General features: G+C 71.3%; 15 protein-coding genes. 10 read left to right on the plus strand and 5 right to left on the minus strand.

All coding sequences use genetic code 11. The features are described 5' to 3' along the window. Nucleotides 1-175: 175 nt before the first annotated feature. The 3 genes from ABEA24_RS38845 to ABEA24_RS38855 all read right to left on the minus strand — a co-directional run bounded on the left by ABEA24_RS38845 (nucleotide 176) and on the right by ABEA24_RS38855 (nucleotide 2,868). Complete coding sequence (locus tag ABEA24_RS38845) at nucleotides 176-949, minus strand: DUF2127 domain-containing protein (protein WP_345437939.1); 774 nt, start codon at nucleotides 947-949, stop codon at nucleotides 176-178. A 79-nt stretch (nucleotides 950-1,028) separates the two neighbouring features. Beyond that, nucleotides 1,029-2,279 (minus strand): hypothetical protein, encoded by a 1,251-nt coding sequence (locus ABEA24_RS38850; protein WP_345437942.1) that lies wholly within the window; start codon nucleotides 2,277-2,279, stop codon nucleotides 1,029-1,031. Then, the gene (locus ABEA24_RS38855) at nucleotides 2,272-2,868 is read right to left on the minus strand and encodes an ATP-binding cassette domain-containing protein (RefSeq protein ID WP_345437944.1); all 597 of its coding nucleotides are present in this window, start codon (nucleotides 2,866-2,868) and stop codon (nucleotides 2,272-2,274) included. Before ABEA24_RS38855 ends, ABEA24_RS38850 begins: the two co-directional genes overlap by 8 nt. Before the next feature lie 342 nt (nucleotides 2,869-3,210). On the opposite strand from ABEA24_RS38855, the gene ABEA24_RS38860 reads away from it, so the two are divergent. The 5 genes from ABEA24_RS38860 (at nucleotide 3,211) to ABEA24_RS38880 (ending at nucleotide 8,659) form a co-directional block, all read left to right on the plus strand. Next, nucleotides 3,211-3,717: a MarR family transcriptional regulator gene (locus tag ABEA24_RS38860; RefSeq protein WP_345437946.1), complete on the plus strand. Its 507-nt coding sequence runs from the start codon at nucleotides 3,211-3,213 to the stop codon at nucleotides 3,715-3,717. 89 nt (nucleotides 3,718-3,806) lie between these two features. Beyond that, nucleotides 3,807-5,474, plus strand: coding sequence for a coenzyme B12-dependent isobutyryl-CoA mutase large subunit (icmA, locus tag ABEA24_RS38865; RefSeq protein ID WP_345437948.1), 1,668 nt, complete (start codon nucleotides 3,807-3,809; stop codon nucleotides 5,472-5,474). A gap of 124 nt (nucleotides 5,475-5,598) precedes the next feature. Next, on the plus strand, nucleotides 5,599-6,537 hold the full coding sequence (locus ABEA24_RS38870; RefSeq protein WP_345437950.1) for a tetratricopeptide repeat protein: 939 nt from the start codon (nucleotides 5,599-5,601) through the stop codon (nucleotides 6,535-6,537). A gap of 20 nt (nucleotides 6,538-6,557) precedes the next feature. Beyond that, complete coding sequence (locus ABEA24_RS38875) at nucleotides 6,558-7,193, plus strand: cytidylate kinase-like family protein (protein WP_345437953.1); 636 nt, start codon at nucleotides 6,558-6,560, stop codon at nucleotides 7,191-7,193. Between the two features lie 74 nt (nucleotides 7,194-7,267). Continuing rightward, nucleotides 7,268-8,659, plus strand: a complete 1,392-nt coding sequence (locus tag ABEA24_RS38880; RefSeq protein WP_345437955.1) for an NAD-dependent malic enzyme — start codon at nucleotides 7,268-7,270, stop codon at nucleotides 8,657-8,659. Between the two features lie 99 nt (nucleotides 8,660-8,758). Here ABEA24_RS38880 and ABEA24_RS38885 read toward each other — a convergent pair whose 3' ends face one another. Then, nucleotides 8,759-9,196 carry a hypothetical protein gene (locus ABEA24_RS38885; protein ID WP_345437957.1) on the minus strand — a complete coding sequence of 146 codons (438 nt, stop codon included), beginning with the start codon at nucleotides 9,194-9,196 and terminating at the stop codon, nucleotides 8,759-8,761. Between ABEA24_RS38885 and ABEA24_RS38890 the strand changes: the two genes are divergently transcribed. From ABEA24_RS38890 to ABEA24_RS38910, 5 genes are all read left to right on the plus strand, one after another. After that, nucleotides 9,165-9,587, plus strand: a complete 423-nt coding sequence (locus tag ABEA24_RS38890) for a hypothetical protein (RefSeq protein ID WP_345437959.1) — start codon at nucleotides 9,165-9,167, stop codon at nucleotides 9,585-9,587. The two genes, ABEA24_RS38885 and ABEA24_RS38890, sit on opposite strands and share 32 nt — an antisense overlap. Continuing rightward, nucleotides 9,551-10,126 (plus strand): YqgE/AlgH family protein, encoded by a 576-nt coding sequence (locus tag ABEA24_RS38895; protein WP_345437961.1) that lies wholly within the window; start codon nucleotides 9,551-9,553, stop codon nucleotides 10,124-10,126. Before ABEA24_RS38890 ends, ABEA24_RS38895 begins: the two co-directional genes overlap by 37 nt. A gap of 4 nt (nucleotides 10,127-10,130) precedes the next feature. Beyond that, a complete protein-coding gene (locus ABEA24_RS38900) occupies nucleotides 10,131-10,376 on the plus strand; it encodes a DUF3039 domain-containing protein (protein ID WP_345437964.1) in 246 nt (81 codons plus the stop codon). Nucleotides 10,377-10,459: 83 nt separating this feature from the next. Continuing rightward, nucleotides 10,460-11,464 carry a zinc metalloprotease gene (locus ABEA24_RS38905; protein WP_345437966.1) on the plus strand — a complete coding sequence of 335 codons (1,005 nt, stop codon included), beginning with the start codon at nucleotides 10,460-10,462 and terminating at the stop codon, nucleotides 11,462-11,464. 165 nt (nucleotides 11,465-11,629) lie between these two features. Next, nucleotides 11,630-13,402, plus strand: a complete 1,773-nt coding sequence (locus ABEA24_RS38910) for a DEAD/DEAH box helicase (RefSeq protein WP_345437968.1) — start codon at nucleotides 11,630-11,632, stop codon at nucleotides 13,400-13,402. Nucleotides 13,403-13,418: 16 nt separating this feature from the next. Here ABEA24_RS38910 and ABEA24_RS38915 read toward each other — a convergent pair whose 3' ends face one another. Next, entirely contained in the window at nucleotides 13,419-13,919 is a 501-nt protein-coding gene (locus tag ABEA24_RS38915) for a gluconokinase (RefSeq protein WP_345437970.1), read from the minus strand. Between the last annotated feature and the right edge of the window lie 51 nt (nucleotides 13,920-13,970).

The raw sequence follows: 13,970 nt of genomic DNA on the forward strand, positions 1-13,970 counted from the left end.
CCGCTATCCGGCGGTCTCGGGCGTACAGCGTGGCGGGCCGCCGGGTCGGCCCCGGCGGGTACGGCAACTTTCGGTGGTCTCGGGCGTACGGCGCGGCGGGCCGCCGGCTCGGCCCCGGAGGCTGCTTCCGGTGGTCTCGGGCCTGCGGCCGCCTGCTCGGCTTCGGCGGGTGGGGCTACCCGGCGGCTCCGGCGTGCGGGGTGACGGCCGCCTGCTCGACCTCGATCAGCGACTCGCCGCGCCGCTTCGCCTCGTAGGCCTCCTTGCCGCCGCGGATGCCGAAGAGCCGCTTGGAGATCAGCAGGTACAGGACCAGCCCGACGTTGATCACCAGGGCGCCGATGCGGACGGCGGTGATGCGCTCGGTGAGCTCGTAGATCTCCAGCGGCAGGCCGAACGACGTGGCGACCACCGCGAAGTACTCGCCCCACCGCTTGCCCAGCCACAGGCCGACCGCCTCGACGAGCTCGATCACGGCGTACGCCAGGATCCCGATCGCGAACCAGGTCAGCGTGGTCGCCTTCAGCGTGAAGACGTGGCGGATGCTCTCGATGATGCGGGAGTGGTCGAGGTCCCAGCCGACCTGGTTGGCGAGCGGCTTCAGCAGCGGGATGTCCTTCTCGAAGACCCGCTGGATCGAGCCGCGGTTGGCCGAGAAACGCCACACGCCGTACGCCGCCGCGATGATCAACAGACCGCGGATCACCCGCTCGATGGCGAAGAAGCGCATCAGCAGTTGGTCGCGCAGCTCCCGGCCGCGCATGACGAGCGGGGCGTGGTCGGCGGGCCCCCGCCCGTGCGGCTCGCCGTGGACGTAGGTGCCGCAGCGCAGGCAGCGCCACGCCTCACCTGCGGGCGTGGCGACGTGCAGCCGGTCGCGCAGCGCCGGCTCGTTGGGGGCATAAGTGACGTGCCCAGCTCGGGCACACTTCCGCAGGCTCCAGTCCACGGCCCGACGATAGTGAATACCGGGACGAAGAGCACGTAACTCGTGGTGTGCCACTCGACGCGGCGCGTCGGCCGTGTGCTCACCGCTCGTGGAAGTCTCGGCCGCGCAGGGTGCAGGAGTGGTAGCGGGCGTAGTGGGTGTGCAGCCACCGGCGCCGCCGCTGTTCGTCCCAGCGGGCGAAGGCGCGGGCGGCGACGGCGTCGTCGAGCCGCGGCGGGCCCTCGTCGAGCAGCCATGCCGAGACGAGCGCGCTGTAGCGCGCGCCGACGGCGTGCCGGGGATCGCCGCAGGTCCGCGCGTCGAGCAGGCTGATCTCGATCTCCTGCGCCGCGCGGTGCGCGTATCCGGGGGACAGGTCGCTGAGGTGGATGTAGACGACGCCGTGGCCGGGACGGGGGAAGTCGTTGTCGGGCCGGTGCTCGATCCGGACGAAGCGGCCCGGGGTGCCGCTCAGCCGCGCGGCGAGGGGGGTCAGCGCCGCCTCCAGCGACGGCAGGGCCGTGTGCAGGCCGGGGTGTACGCAGACCGTGAGCGGCCACTGGCGGCAGGAGTACGCGAAGGCGCGCGGCACGACGGCCGGGGTGCGCTGCTGCCCGTGCAGCCACAGGGTGGTGCCCGTGACGACGCCCGCCGCCGCGACCGTCGGCAGCGCCAGCCAGGCGTGCCGGGTCAGCGCCCACAGGTAGCCGGTGACCAGGACCGCCCCCAGCCCGAACGACCACAGCGCCTGGGCCGCGAGCAGTTCGGTGCGCAGCGCGGCGAACAGCCCGACGTGCCCCACCCCCGGAGGCGGCAGCAGGTCCGCCCAGGGCTCGGGGCGGGCGGCCGCCCACAGGTAGGTGACCACCGCGACGGCCGGAACCGTCGGCAGGCGCGGGACCAGGCGGCCGGCGAGATAGCCGACGACGGTGTACACCAGCAGCGTGAGCGCGCCGGCGAGCGGCCCGATCGGCTTCGGATGGCCGGCCTCCACATGGATCATCGTCTTGGCGGCCACGACCGCGGCCACCACGGCGTAGGCGCAGAGCGTGACGATGCCGAGCAGGAGAAGGTCGAGCAGGGGACCCAGGGCGGGTGAGCGGGCGGTCAGCCCTCGCAGGTAGTCCAGTCGGTGCTCGCGCAGGGCCACCCACGCGGCGAACCCCGCCGACGCCGGACCCAGCAGGCACACCGACGAGAACAGCGCCGCGACGGCGTCGTCCCAGTAGGCGACGCCGGGCAGCATCGCCCGCCAGGCCGCCACGGCGCCGAGGAACGCCAGCGCCGGCACGGCCAGGAACAAGGCCGTACGGCGCGCGTCGATCCGCAGCACCCGCCCAAGGTCAGACACCGGCCGGCACCCGCGCCCGCGGGAGAGGGACGCACGGCGACTCGATGAGGCGCCCCCGGACCATGCTGAAACCCCGATCGCACCATCCCGTGAGCTCCGCCGGATCGGCGGCCGTGACCACCACGGCCGGGGCCAGGCCCCGCAGCAACGGGATCAACTCTTCGCGCTCGGAATCACCGATACCGCTGAGCGGCTCGTCGAGAAAGACGACCTCCGGCTCATGCACGCAGGTGGCCGCCAGACCGGCGCGCAACCGCAGATCTTGCGGCAGCATGTCCATTTCGAACGCCGCCGCATCGCTGAGTCCGAATCGCTCCAGAATCGCGTCGACCGCCCGGCGGGGTGTGCATTTGTAGTAGGACGCGTAGGCGACGAAGTCGTGGGTCGACAGCCCCGACGCCCAGGCGAATCGCGCGGGCAGCAGGCCGAGCCGGGCGCGCACCGCGCGCCGCCCCGCCCGCCGGGTCACGTCGTGACCCAGCACCTCCAGGTCGCCCGTTGACGGGCTGCGCAGGGTCGCCAGCGTCTCCAGCAGGGCCGACCTCGCAGGGCCGGCCGGGCCGGCCAGGCCCACGACACCGTGTGTCACCTCGAACGTGGTGGGACGCAGCAACCACCGTCTGCTGCGGCGGATCCCCAGGCCCCGAGCCACGATCGCGGAAAAATCCCCGATCATAATTACCCCCCGAATTGGCGACGCGTGCGCGAGGGCCGGGGGCGATCACTGCACTGAACGGCTGCGTGGACGCCCCTCTTTGCCGTCGTCCGCACGCGTCGACAATGGAACTATAACTTGCCTTGATGATGAGTGTCAGCGTTCCTTTGTCGGCCGCCGGGATTGCGGCTGATTCGCGGTGATTAGCAGGGCGGACGCGGCGATATCAAGCGTGATTCGGCGGATCCGGGGCCGGTGGGGCGATAGCGTATGTGAGTGGCCAAGCCGCTCAACCTGCCTTTCGATCCGATCGCCCGCGCCGGAGATCTCTGGGAGCGTCGCTGGGGTCGGTCGCCCGCCATGCTCGCGGTGACCTCGATCATGCGGGCGCAGGCCATCCTGATCGCCGAACTCGACGCCCTGCTGAAGCCGTACGGCCTCACCTTCGCCCGGTACGAGGCGCTGGTGCTGCTGACGTTCAGCCGGAAGGGCGCGCTGCCCCTGTCGAAGATGGGCGAGCGGCTGATGGTGCACCCGACGAGCGTCACCAACACGATCGACCGGCTGGAGCGCCAGGGGTACGTCCGGCGCCGCCCCAACCCCCGCGACGGCCGCGGCGTGCTCGCGGAGATCACCGACAGCGGCCGGGAGACGGTCGAGCGCGCCACGGCGGACCTGCTCGCCGCGGACTTCGGCATGGGCGCGTACGACGACGGTGAACTGGATCAGATCGTCGACGTGCTGCGCGGCCTCCGCGTCGCCGTCGGCGACTTCACGGACTGAGGAGGCTCGATCGGGTCGAGCGGGGAGGGTTGCCGCCTAGTTACTAGGACATCCTAGTATCTAGGGAGTCATCGGCCTGAGGAGCGCTCATGGACATCCGGGACATCGAAGAGGGCCGCCGTCGCTGGCAGGAGCGGTACGACTCTTCCCGCCGACGCGACGCCGACTTCACCACGCTCTCAGGCGTCGAGGTCGAGCCGGTGTACGGGCCGCCCGCCGCCGACCCGAGGTTCGAGCGCATCGGCTGGCCGGGGGAGTACCCCTTCACGCGCGGCCTGTACGCCACGGGCTACCGCGGGCGCACCTGGACGATCCGGCAGTTCGCGGGGTTCGGCAACGCCCGGCAGACCAACGAGCGGTACAAGATGATCCTCGGCGCGGGCGGCGGCGGCCTGTCGGTCGCCTTCGACATGCCGACGCTCATGGGCCGCGACTCCGACGACCCGAGGTCCCTCGGCGAGGTCGGCCACTGCGGCGTCGCCATCGACTCCGCCACCGACATGGACGTCCTGTTCGACGGCATCCCGCTGGGCGACACCACGACCTCGATGACGATCTCCGGTCCCGCGGTGCCGATCTTCTGTATGTACCTCGTGGCGGCGGAACGCCAGGGCGCCGACGTCCACGGCCTCGACGGCACGCTGCAGACCGACATCTTCAAGGAGTACATCGCGCAGAAGGAGTGGCTGTTCGCGCCGGAGCCGCACCTGCGCCTCATCGGCGACCTGATGGAGTTCTGCGCCGCCGAGATCCCCGCGTACAAGCCGCTCAGCGTCTCCGGCTACCACATCCGGGAGGCCGGCTCCACGGCCGCCCAGGAGCTGGCGTTCACGCTCGCCGACGGCTTCGGGTACGTGGAGCTCGGCCTGTCGCGCGGTCTCGACGTCAACGCCTTCGCTCCCGGCCTGTCCTTCTTCTTCGACTCCCACGTCGACTTCTTCGAGGAGATCGCGAAGTTCCGCGCCGCGCGGCGGATCTGGGCGCGCTGGCTGCGCGACGTGTACGGCGCGACGTCGGAGAAGGCGCAGTGGCTGCGGTTCCACACCCAGACCGCCGGGGTGTCGCTGACCGCCCAGCAGCCCGACAACAACGTCGTGCGCACCGCCGTCGAGGCCCTCGCCGCCGTGCTCGGCGGCACGAACTCCCTGCACACCAACGCCCTCGACGAGGTCCTCGCCCTGCCGAGCGAGAAGGCCGCCGAGATCGCCCTGCGCACCCAGCAGGTGATCATGGAGGAGACCGGCGTGGTCAACGTCGTCGACCCGCTCGGCGGCTCCTGGTACGTCGAGGCGCTCACCGACCGCCTCGAGGAGGAGGCCGAGCGGATCTTCGCGCGGATCAAGGACATGAGCCCGGACGGGTCCATGACCGGCGGCATCCTGCGCGGCATCGAGGACGGCTGGTTCATGGCCGAGATCGCCGACGCGGCCTTCACGTACCAGCAGCAGCTGGAGAAGGGCGAGAAGAAGATCGTCGGCGTGAACCGCCACACCCAGAGCATCGAGGAGCCGCTCGAGATTCTGCGGGTCGGCCACGAGGTCGAGCGGGAGCAGAACCGCCTCCTCGCGGAGCGGCGCGCGGCCCGGGACCAGGCGGCCGTCGAGGCGGCGCTGCGGCGGATGATCGAGGTGGCCCGGACCGAGGACAACCTCATCCCCGCCATGCTCGACGCCGTACGGGCCGAGGCGACCCTCGGCGAGATCTGCGGCGTGCTCCGGGAGGAGTGGGGCGACTACTCCGAGCCCGCCCGCTTCTGACACCCGGCCCGACATGGGAGGTTCGCCACGGTCGCGGCTCATCCGCGCGACCGTGAAGACCGCTTGATCGATCACCTTGCGGGCGCGCGTATTGGTTCGGCGGCGCATGCGGCAGGATGGACTCATGACGTCATCGGACTTCTCGTTGCACGGCGCGATCGACCTCGGTGCGCGGCGTGCCGCGGCTCAGAAACAGCAGCAGCGTGCCGCCTCGGGAGCTTCGGGGGACTCGGGAGACTCGGGAGACTCTCCTCACGTCATCGACGTGACCGACGCGACGTTCAACACCGAGGTCGTCGACCGGTCGCGCAGCGTCCCGGTGCTCGTCGACTTCTGGGCCGACTGGTGCCAGCCGTGCAAGCAGCTCGGCCCGATCCTGGAGAAGCTCGCGGGCGAGGCGGCCGGCAGCTGGGTGCTCGCCAAGGTGGACATCGACGCGAACCCCGCCCTGGCCCAGCAGCTCTCCCGGATGGGCGTCCAGGGCATCCCGTTCGTGGCGGCCGTGGTCGCGGGCCAGATGCTGCCCGTCCTCAACGGCGCCGCGCCCGAGCCCCAGGTCCGCCAGGTGCTGGACCAGCTGTTCGAGGCGCTCCGCCAGCAGGGGCTGCTGCCCGAGGGCGACGGGCCCGAGGCCGCCCAGCAGCCCGCCGCCGATCCGCTGGAGATCGAGGCGGAGGCCGCGCTTCAGCGGGGCGACCTCGACGCGGCCGGCGCGGCCTTCGGCCGGATCCTGGAGACCGCGCCGAACGACCCGTTCGCCAAGAGCGGTCTCGCCCTCGTCGAGCTCCAGCGCCGTACGCAGTCCTACGACCCGGCCGCCGTGCGCAAGGACGCCGCCGAGCGCCCCGGCGACGCGGCCGCCCAGGCCAAGGTCGCGGACCTGGAACTGGTCGAAGGACGGGTCGAGGAGGCCTTCGACCGGCTCATCGGCACCGTGCGCCGCACCTCCGGGGACGAGCGGGAGACGGCCCGCAAGCACCTGGTCGGGCTGTTCGAGGTGCTTCCGCCGGACGACCCGCGCGTGACCCACGCCCGGCGAAAGCTCGCCTCGGCGCTCTTCTAGCCTCATGAGATGAGCGTGTGATGGCCGCAGTCGTCACGATCTCCGCGACGTTCGGGGCCGGTGGCAGCGTCATCGGCCCCGCCGTCGCCGAGCGACTCGGCGTGCCGTTCGTCGACCGGGCCATCCCCTACACCGTGGCCGCCGACATCGGCTGCTCGCTCGAAGAGGCGCTCGTCCACGACGACCGCGCCGAGCACGGGCTCGGCCGCATCCTGGCCAACGCCGCCCGCCTGCCGAACGTCACGCTCGGCGGCATGGACGTCTACCTGCCGCAGCGCGGCGTCGTCCCCGAAGAGGAGTTCGTCACCCGCACCGAGCAGGTGATCAAGGAGGTCGCCGACCGGGGCGAGGGAGCGGTGATCCTCGGCCGCGCCGCGCAGATCGTGCTCGCCGGGCACCCCGCGACGCTGCACGTCCGGCTCGACGGCCCCCGCGAGCGGCGGATCGCCCGCGTCCGGGAGTCGCTGGAGGTCTCCGCCGAGGAGGCCGAGCGTCTCCTCGCCGACAACGACCGGGCGCGCACCGCGTACGTCAAACACTTCTACCGGGCCGATCCGGCGAATCCCGGGCTCTATCATCTGGTCATCGACAGTACGCGGCTGGCCGCGGCTGCCTGCGTCGACATCGTGGTGACGGCGGCGCACGCGATCAGCTGACCTCATAATCGACTCTTTACGCAGGGATGACACCATTGGCGTGCGGAGTCTCGCCTCACGAAGGAGCAGTTGACGTGGCCAGCGTGCCGAGCGTGTCCTATTCGATCACCGTCCGCCTCGAGGTCCCCGCGGGGGGCAAGGCCGTGAGCCAGCTCACCGGAGCGGTAGAGGGCGCCGGCGGCATCGTCACGGCGCTCGACCTGACCCCGGCCGGCCACGACCGGCTCCGCATCGACGTCACCTGCGCCACCCGCGACACCGACCACGCCCAGGAGATCGTCGACGCCCTCGAGCAGCTCGACGGCGTCACGATCCACAAGGTGAGCGACCGCACCTTCCTGATGCACCTCGGCGGAAAGATCGAGATGCAGTCGAAGGTGCCGCTGCGCAACCGCGACGAGCTGTCGATGGCCTACACCCCCGGCGTCGCGCGGGTGTCCCTGGCCATCGCCCGCAACCCGGAGGACGTCCGGCGGCTGACCATCAAGCGCAACAGCGTCGCGGTGATCACCGACGGCTCCGCGGTGCTCGGCCTCGGCAACATCGGGCCGGCGGCGGCGCTGCCGGTCATGGAGGGCAAGGCGGCGCTGTTCAAGCGGTTCGCCGGCATCGACGCCTGGCCGATCTGCCTCGACACGCAGGACACCGACGAGATCGTCCGTACGGTCCAGATCCTCGCGCCGGCGTTCGGCGGCATCAACCTCGAGGACATCTCCGCGCCCCGCTGCTTCGAGGTCGAGCGGCGGCTCCGCGACCTGCTCGACATCCCCGTCTTCCACGACGACCAGCACGGCACCGCCATCGTCGTGCTGTCCGCGCTGACCAACGCCCTGCGCGTCGTCGGTAAGGACATCGCCGACGTGCGCATCGCCATGGCCGGGGCCGGCGCGGCCGGCAACGCCGTCCTCAGGCTGCTCCTGCACGCCGGCGCCAAGCACGTCGTCGTCTGCGACATGTACGGCGCGGTGCACTCCGGCCGCGACGACCTCGACGACTCCCTGCGCTGGGTCGCCGAGAACACCAACCCCGAGGGCTACGACGGCGACCTGCGTGGAGCGGTCCGCGGCGCCGACGTCTTCATCGGCGTGTCCGCCCCCGGCATCCTCACCGGCGACGACATTGCCACGATGAACGACGGCGCCGTGGTCTTCGCGCTGGCCAACCCCGACCCGGAGGTGGACCCGGCCGCCGCGCGCGAGCACGCCGCCGTGGTCGCCACCGGCCGCAGCGACTACCCCAACCAGATCAACAACGTACTCGCCTTCCCCGGCGTCTTCCGCGGGCTGCTGGACGCGCAGAGCCGTACGGTCACGCTGGAGATGCTGCACGCGGCCGCGCGGGCGCTGGCCGACGTGGTCACCGACGGGGAGCTCGGCCCGAACTACATCGTGCCGAGCGTCTTCCACCCGGACGTCGCCCACGCCGTCGCCGCCGCCGTCCAGAAGGCCGCCGAAGCCGCGCGCTAGACGGCACTCGCCCGACGAGCGCTGTGAGCAGGGCGCCTCACGGGTGAGGCGCACCCCCGCCGCTGAGCAGGTCTCCGCGGCGGGGCGGTCGGGCCTTCCTCAGTGGGTGTCGTCGAACATCTTGTCGCGGCGGCGCGGCCACTGGCGGCCGTACCAGAAGATGATGATGCCGGTGAGCATGGCGGCCACGCCGGTCGCGACCCGGGCGACGATCATCCCGCTGTCGGGGCCGGTGTGGGGCAGCGTCTGGTCCGAGGTCTTGTGGACGCAGTTCGCGTGCCGGTCGACGCTGGCGACCGGCAGGTTGCGCCAGGTCACGGCGACGGTCGTCGTGTGGTCCTCTTTGACGTTGACGCTCGACCTGCGGGTCGCCCCCGCCGGGATGCGATCCGCCACCGAGATCGATCCGTCGGTCAGGATGGCGTAGTCCTCGGCCTGCGCGCTGGTGTTGACCACCGACACCTGGACCGTACGGCCGGGGCACCGGACCTTGCCGATCTGTACCTTGAACGGCGCCGACGCGCTGACGGTCGGCATCGGCTCCGTGGTCGAGTGCCGGGTGGACTTGTGCGACGGGGATGCCTTGTGCGTCGGCCGGGAGCTCTTGCTCGGATGCGGCGTCGTGCTGGCGGAGACGCTGACGCTGGGCGAGCGGGTGCCATCGGCCGTACGCGATGACGACGACGAGCTCGCGACCATCGGGAAGATGATCAGTGCCCCGACGATGAAGAACACGGCCGCTATCGCGACCCTGGACAGCGGCATCGCATCCTCCGGGGGGGTGATGATCTACGCCGGTATTCTGCCGATTACCCACGCTCCTCGCGCGCGTAACCGACCGACCCGACCGTCCTGTGTTCCCTCCGCCCCCGAGCAAAGCATGATGAAGGCATGGACGACGGCATTTCCACCGGCCGGCTGCTCGTAGCGACGCCGCAGCTGGTCGACCCGAACTTCCGGCGCAGCGTGGTTCTGATCGTGGAGCACGAGCCGGAGGGCGGCACGCTCGGTGTCGTGCTGAACCGGCCGACCGAGGTGCCGGTCGATCAGGTCCTTCCGCCCTGGTCGGAGCTGGTGACCGGGCCTTCGGTGGTGTTCCAGGGAGGGCCCGTGGCGCTCGATAGCGCGCTCGCCCTGGCGCACGTACCGGGCACCGACGAGCCGCTCGGCTGGCGGGCGCTGAACGGCAGCCCGGCGGTGGCCAGAGTCGGCCTCGTCGACCTGGACGTCCCGCCGGAGATCATCGCGCCGGAGGTCGTGCGGTTCCGGGTCTTCGCCGGATACGCCGGTTGGGGGACCGGCCAGCTTCGGTCAGAGATCGAAGACGGCGCGTGGTACGTCCTTCCGGCGGAGTCCGGAGACGTCTTCGCCGAGGACCCGGACGGGCTGTGGCCCGCCGTTCTGCGCCGCCAGGGCGGCGAACTCGCCTTCGTGGCGACGTTTCCCGAGGATCCGTCACTAAACTGAGCACGTGAGTACGAAGATCCTTCCTGAGAGCGACACCAGGCCTGATCTCTCCCACGGCGATGGTGATCACGAGCGGTTCGCGCACTACGTGCAGAAGGACAAGATCATGGAGAGTGCCGTCAGCGGCACTCCCGTGATCGCGCTCTGCGGCAAGGTCTGGGTGCCCAACCGCGACCCGAAGAAATACCCGGTGTGTCCGGAGTGCAAGGAGATCTACGAATCGATGGCCGCCGGCGACGGCGACGAGTGATCGTCAAATCGGCGTGAAGGATCCGCGCGTCGGGCCACGCCCGACGGCGTGACGGCTAGCCTCTCCGTCTCGGGGGGATCATGATGAGACGGAGAGGTCTGAGCTGCCTGTTCGGCGTCGTTCTGGCGTCGTGCGCCGCCATACCCGGGAGCCCGCGCGTCCAGCCGGCCTACGGGACGGCGCCCTCGTGCGCGCGCCGTACGACGGCGGCCCAGTCAGAGCGGCCCGCGGACGGTGACACGCTGACCCCGGAACAGATCGGGGCGATGCTGCGCGACTTCGCCGCCAGGCTCCGCGCGCGGTACGGCACCACCGACGAGCGCGCGCTGGCGGCCGCCCGCCGGATTCCGTCGCGGATCGTGGTCCCGCTGCGGTTCCACGTGCTCACCGACGGCCAGGGCGGTCGGCTGTCCCGCGCCGCCGTGGAGCAGCAGGTGGCCGTCCTCAACGCGGCCTACGGCGGACGGCTGGCGGGTGCGGCGCGGGCCACGACCAGGGGCGTTCAGGCCGCCGACACGGGGGTGTCCTTCCGGCTCGACGCAGTGGACATGACGACCAACGTCCAGTGGTTCCAGCGGCCGCACGACCACCGGGCCGAGATCGAGGCGGCGCTCGCGCGAGGCGGGCTCGGCACGCTGAACCTCTACACCGCCGCGGTCGGCTTCGACATGCTCGGGTTCTCGACGTTCCCGCAGTGGGCTCGGGACCGCCCCGGACAAGGCGGCGTCGTGGTCGACTACCGGAGCCTTCCCGGCGGGTCGTTCCCGCATTTCAACCGGGGGCTCACCGCGGTCCATGAGATCGGTCACTGGCTCGGGCTGTTCCACACGTTCGAGAACGGCTGCCAGCCGCCGGGCGACGGCGTCGACGACACGCCGTACGAGGCGATGCCCACCATCGGCTGCCCGGTGTCCAAGGACACCTGCCCGGCGCCCGGCACCGACCCGGTGCACAACATCATGGACTACGGCTTCGACAGCTGCATGTGGGAGTTCACGCCCGGCCAGGGCCGGCGGATCCGCGCGATGCTGGCCGTGTACCGGATCGGCCTCGCCGCGCCGTCGGCCGTCCAGGCGCCCAACCGGTGACGGCGCGGGTGCGAACCGGCGGCGCCGTGCGAGATCGGTCACATCGCAGCCGGTCACGGAGGTGACCATGCCGGTGTGACAGCGGTAACGAGGGCGCCAAGCGTCTCGGACACCCCTCAAAGCCAGGCCCGTCCTGTCAGTCGGTCGCGGTAGCCTCTCTTCACCGTGAGCACGTTCGCCGCATCAGACACCCCACCCGCGCTGCCCAACCGGGCACCCTGGGGCACCGCGACAGCGCTGCGTGCCTGGCAGCAGGGGGCGCTGGAGGAATACTTCCGCACCGGCCCGCGCGACTTCCTCGCCGTCGCCACGCCCGGCGCCGGTAAGACGACGTTCGCGCTGCGCCTCGCGGTCGAGCTTCTGCACCGCAAGGCCATCGCCCGCGTCACCGTCGTCTGCCCGACCGAGCACCTGAAACGGCAGTGGGCCGACTCGGCGGCCCGCGTCGGCATCAAGATCGATCCAGAGTTCAAGAACTCCCAGGGCCGTACGGCCAAGGACTTTCAGGGCGTCGCCGTGACGTACGCCCAGGTCGCCGCGCACCCCGCGCTGCACCGCAACCGCACGGAGTCGCAGAAGACCCTCGTCATCCTCGACGAGGTCCACCACGCGGGCGACGGCCGCTCGTGGGGCGACGCGGTCCGTGAGGCGTTCGAGCCGGCCGCCCGGCGGCTGTCGCTCAGCGGCACGCCGTTCCGCACCGACATCAACCCGATCCCGTTCGTGCTGTACGAGGAGGGACCGGACGGCATCCGCCGCAGCCGCGCCGACTACACCTACGGCTACGGCCCGGCGCTCGCCGACGGGGTCGTCCGCCCGGTGATCTTCCTGGCGTACGCCGGCGACATGCGCTGGCGCACGCGCGCCGGGGACGAGATCACCGCCAGCCTGAGCGACCCGCTCACCCAGGACCAGACCGCCCAGGCGTGGCGCGCCGCGCTCGACCCGAAGGGCGACTGGATCAAGCAGGTGATCGCCGCCGCCGACCGGCGGCTCACCGAGGTGCGCCGGGGGGTCCCCGACGCCGGCGGCCTGATCATCGCGTCGGACCACGAGGCCGCGCGGGCGTACGCCAAGATGATCCGCGACATCACCAACACCAAGGCGACCGTCGTCCTGTCCGACGACCCGACGGCGAGCAAGAAGATCAAGCAGTTCAGCGCGTCGGAGGACCGCTGGATGGTCGCGGTGCGGATGGTGTCCGAGGGCGTCGACATCCCGCGCCTCTGCGTCGGCGTCTACGCCACCTCGACCTCGACGCCCCTGTTCTTCGCCCAGGCGATCGGTCGTTTCGTCCGAAACCGTAAGCGCGGCGAGACGGCGTCGGTGTTCCTGCCGTCCGTGCCCACGCTGATGGGGCACGCGGCCGAGATGGAGACCGAGCGCGACCACGTCCTCGACCGGCCGGTCCGCGAGGACGGCCTCGACGACGACCTGCTCGCCGAGGCCAACCGGCAGCGCGACAACCCCGACGTCGGCGAGGAGCTGCCGTTCGAGACGGTCGAGGCGTCGGCGACGTTCGACCGGGTGGTGTTCGACGGCGGCGAGTTCGGCATGACCGCCGCCCCCGGATCGCCCGAGGAGGAGGAGTTCCTCGGCATCCCTGGCCTGCTGGAGCCGGAGGACGTCGCGAAGCTGCTGAAACAGCGGCAGGCCGAGCAGCTCGCCGCGCAGCGTAAGACCAAGGGCACGGGCGAGGGGGCGACACCCGAGGATCACACCGCCGCCGAGGACCTCCACGCGCTCCGCAAGGAGCTCAACAACCTCGTCGGCGCCTGGCACCACCGCACCGGCCAGCCGCACGGGGTGATCCACGCCGAGCTGCGCAAGGTCTGCGGTGGTCCGCCCAGCGCCCAGGCCAGTAGCGAGGACGTCCGCAACCGCATCGCCAAGATCCGTGAGTGGGCCGCCCGCCCGACCCCCCGCGTCCGCGACTGATCGCTGGGGGCAGGGCTCAGCGGGCGAGGCCGAGCCGTTCGTAGATCTCCTGGACGATCTTCTCGAGCGGCTGGTCGATCGAGACGGTCAGCGCGTCCTCGTCCGCCTGCGGCGGCTCGAGGTCGGCGAACTGGGTGTCCAGCAGTTGCTTGGGGAAGAAGTGCCCGTGCCGGGCGGCCAGGCGCCCGGAGATCAGCTCCTTGCTGCCGTCCAGGTAGACGAGGTGCAGGTCCGGGCGGCCCTCGCGCAGCAGCTCCCGATACTTGCGCTTCAGCGCCGAGCAGGTCACCACGGCCGGGTCGGTCTGCTCCTGCATCCACGCGGCGATGGCCCGCAACCACGGCCAGCGGTCCTCGTCCGTCAGGGGGATGCCGTTGTGCATCTTCTCGACGTTCGCGGGCGGGTGGAAGTCGTCGGCCTCGGCGTACTTCCACCCGAGCCGACCGGCCAGCATCGCGCCGATCGTGGTCTTCCCACTGCCGGAAACGCCCATGACGAGGACTATCGGGTTCTGCATACCCCGCAACGTACCGACAGACCGGGGCGCCCGGGCGGACGGCCCCTGAGG

The organism is Actinoallomurus vinaceus (assembly GCF_039542055.1).
Classification (GTDB): domain Bacteria; phylum Actinomycetota; class Actinomycetes; order Streptosporangiales; family Streptosporangiaceae; genus Actinoallomurus; species Actinoallomurus vinaceus.

Excerpts from the sequence above, each read along its gene's own strand:
- ABEA24_RS38905 (WP_345437966.1), top strand. The coding sequence starts at position 10,460 with ATGAGACGGAGAGGTCTGAGCTGCCTGTTCGGCGTCGTTCTGGCGTCG.
- ABEA24_RS38895 (WP_345437961.1), top strand. The coding sequence starts at position 9,551 with ATGGACGACGGCATTTCCACCGGCCGGCTGCTCGTAGCGACGCCGCAG.
- ABEA24_RS38870 (WP_345437950.1), top strand. The coding sequence starts at position 5,599 with ATGACGTCATCGGACTTCTCGTTGCACGGCGCGATCGACCTCGGTGCG.
- ABEA24_RS38885 (WP_345437957.1), bottom strand. The coding sequence starts at position 9,196 with ATGCCGACCGTCAGCGCGTCGGCGCCGTTCAAGGTACAGATCGGCAAG.
- icmA (WP_345437948.1), top strand. The coding sequence starts at position 3,807 with ATGGACATCCGGGACATCGAAGAGGGCCGCCGTCGCTGGCAGGAGCGG.
- ABEA24_RS38915 (WP_345437970.1), bottom strand. The coding sequence starts at position 13,919 with ATGCAGAACCCGATAGTCCTCGTCATGGGCGTTTCCGGCAGTGGGAAG.
- ABEA24_RS38875 (WP_345437953.1), top strand. The coding sequence starts at position 6,558 with ATGGCCGCAGTCGTCACGATCTCCGCGACGTTCGGGGCCGGTGGCAGC.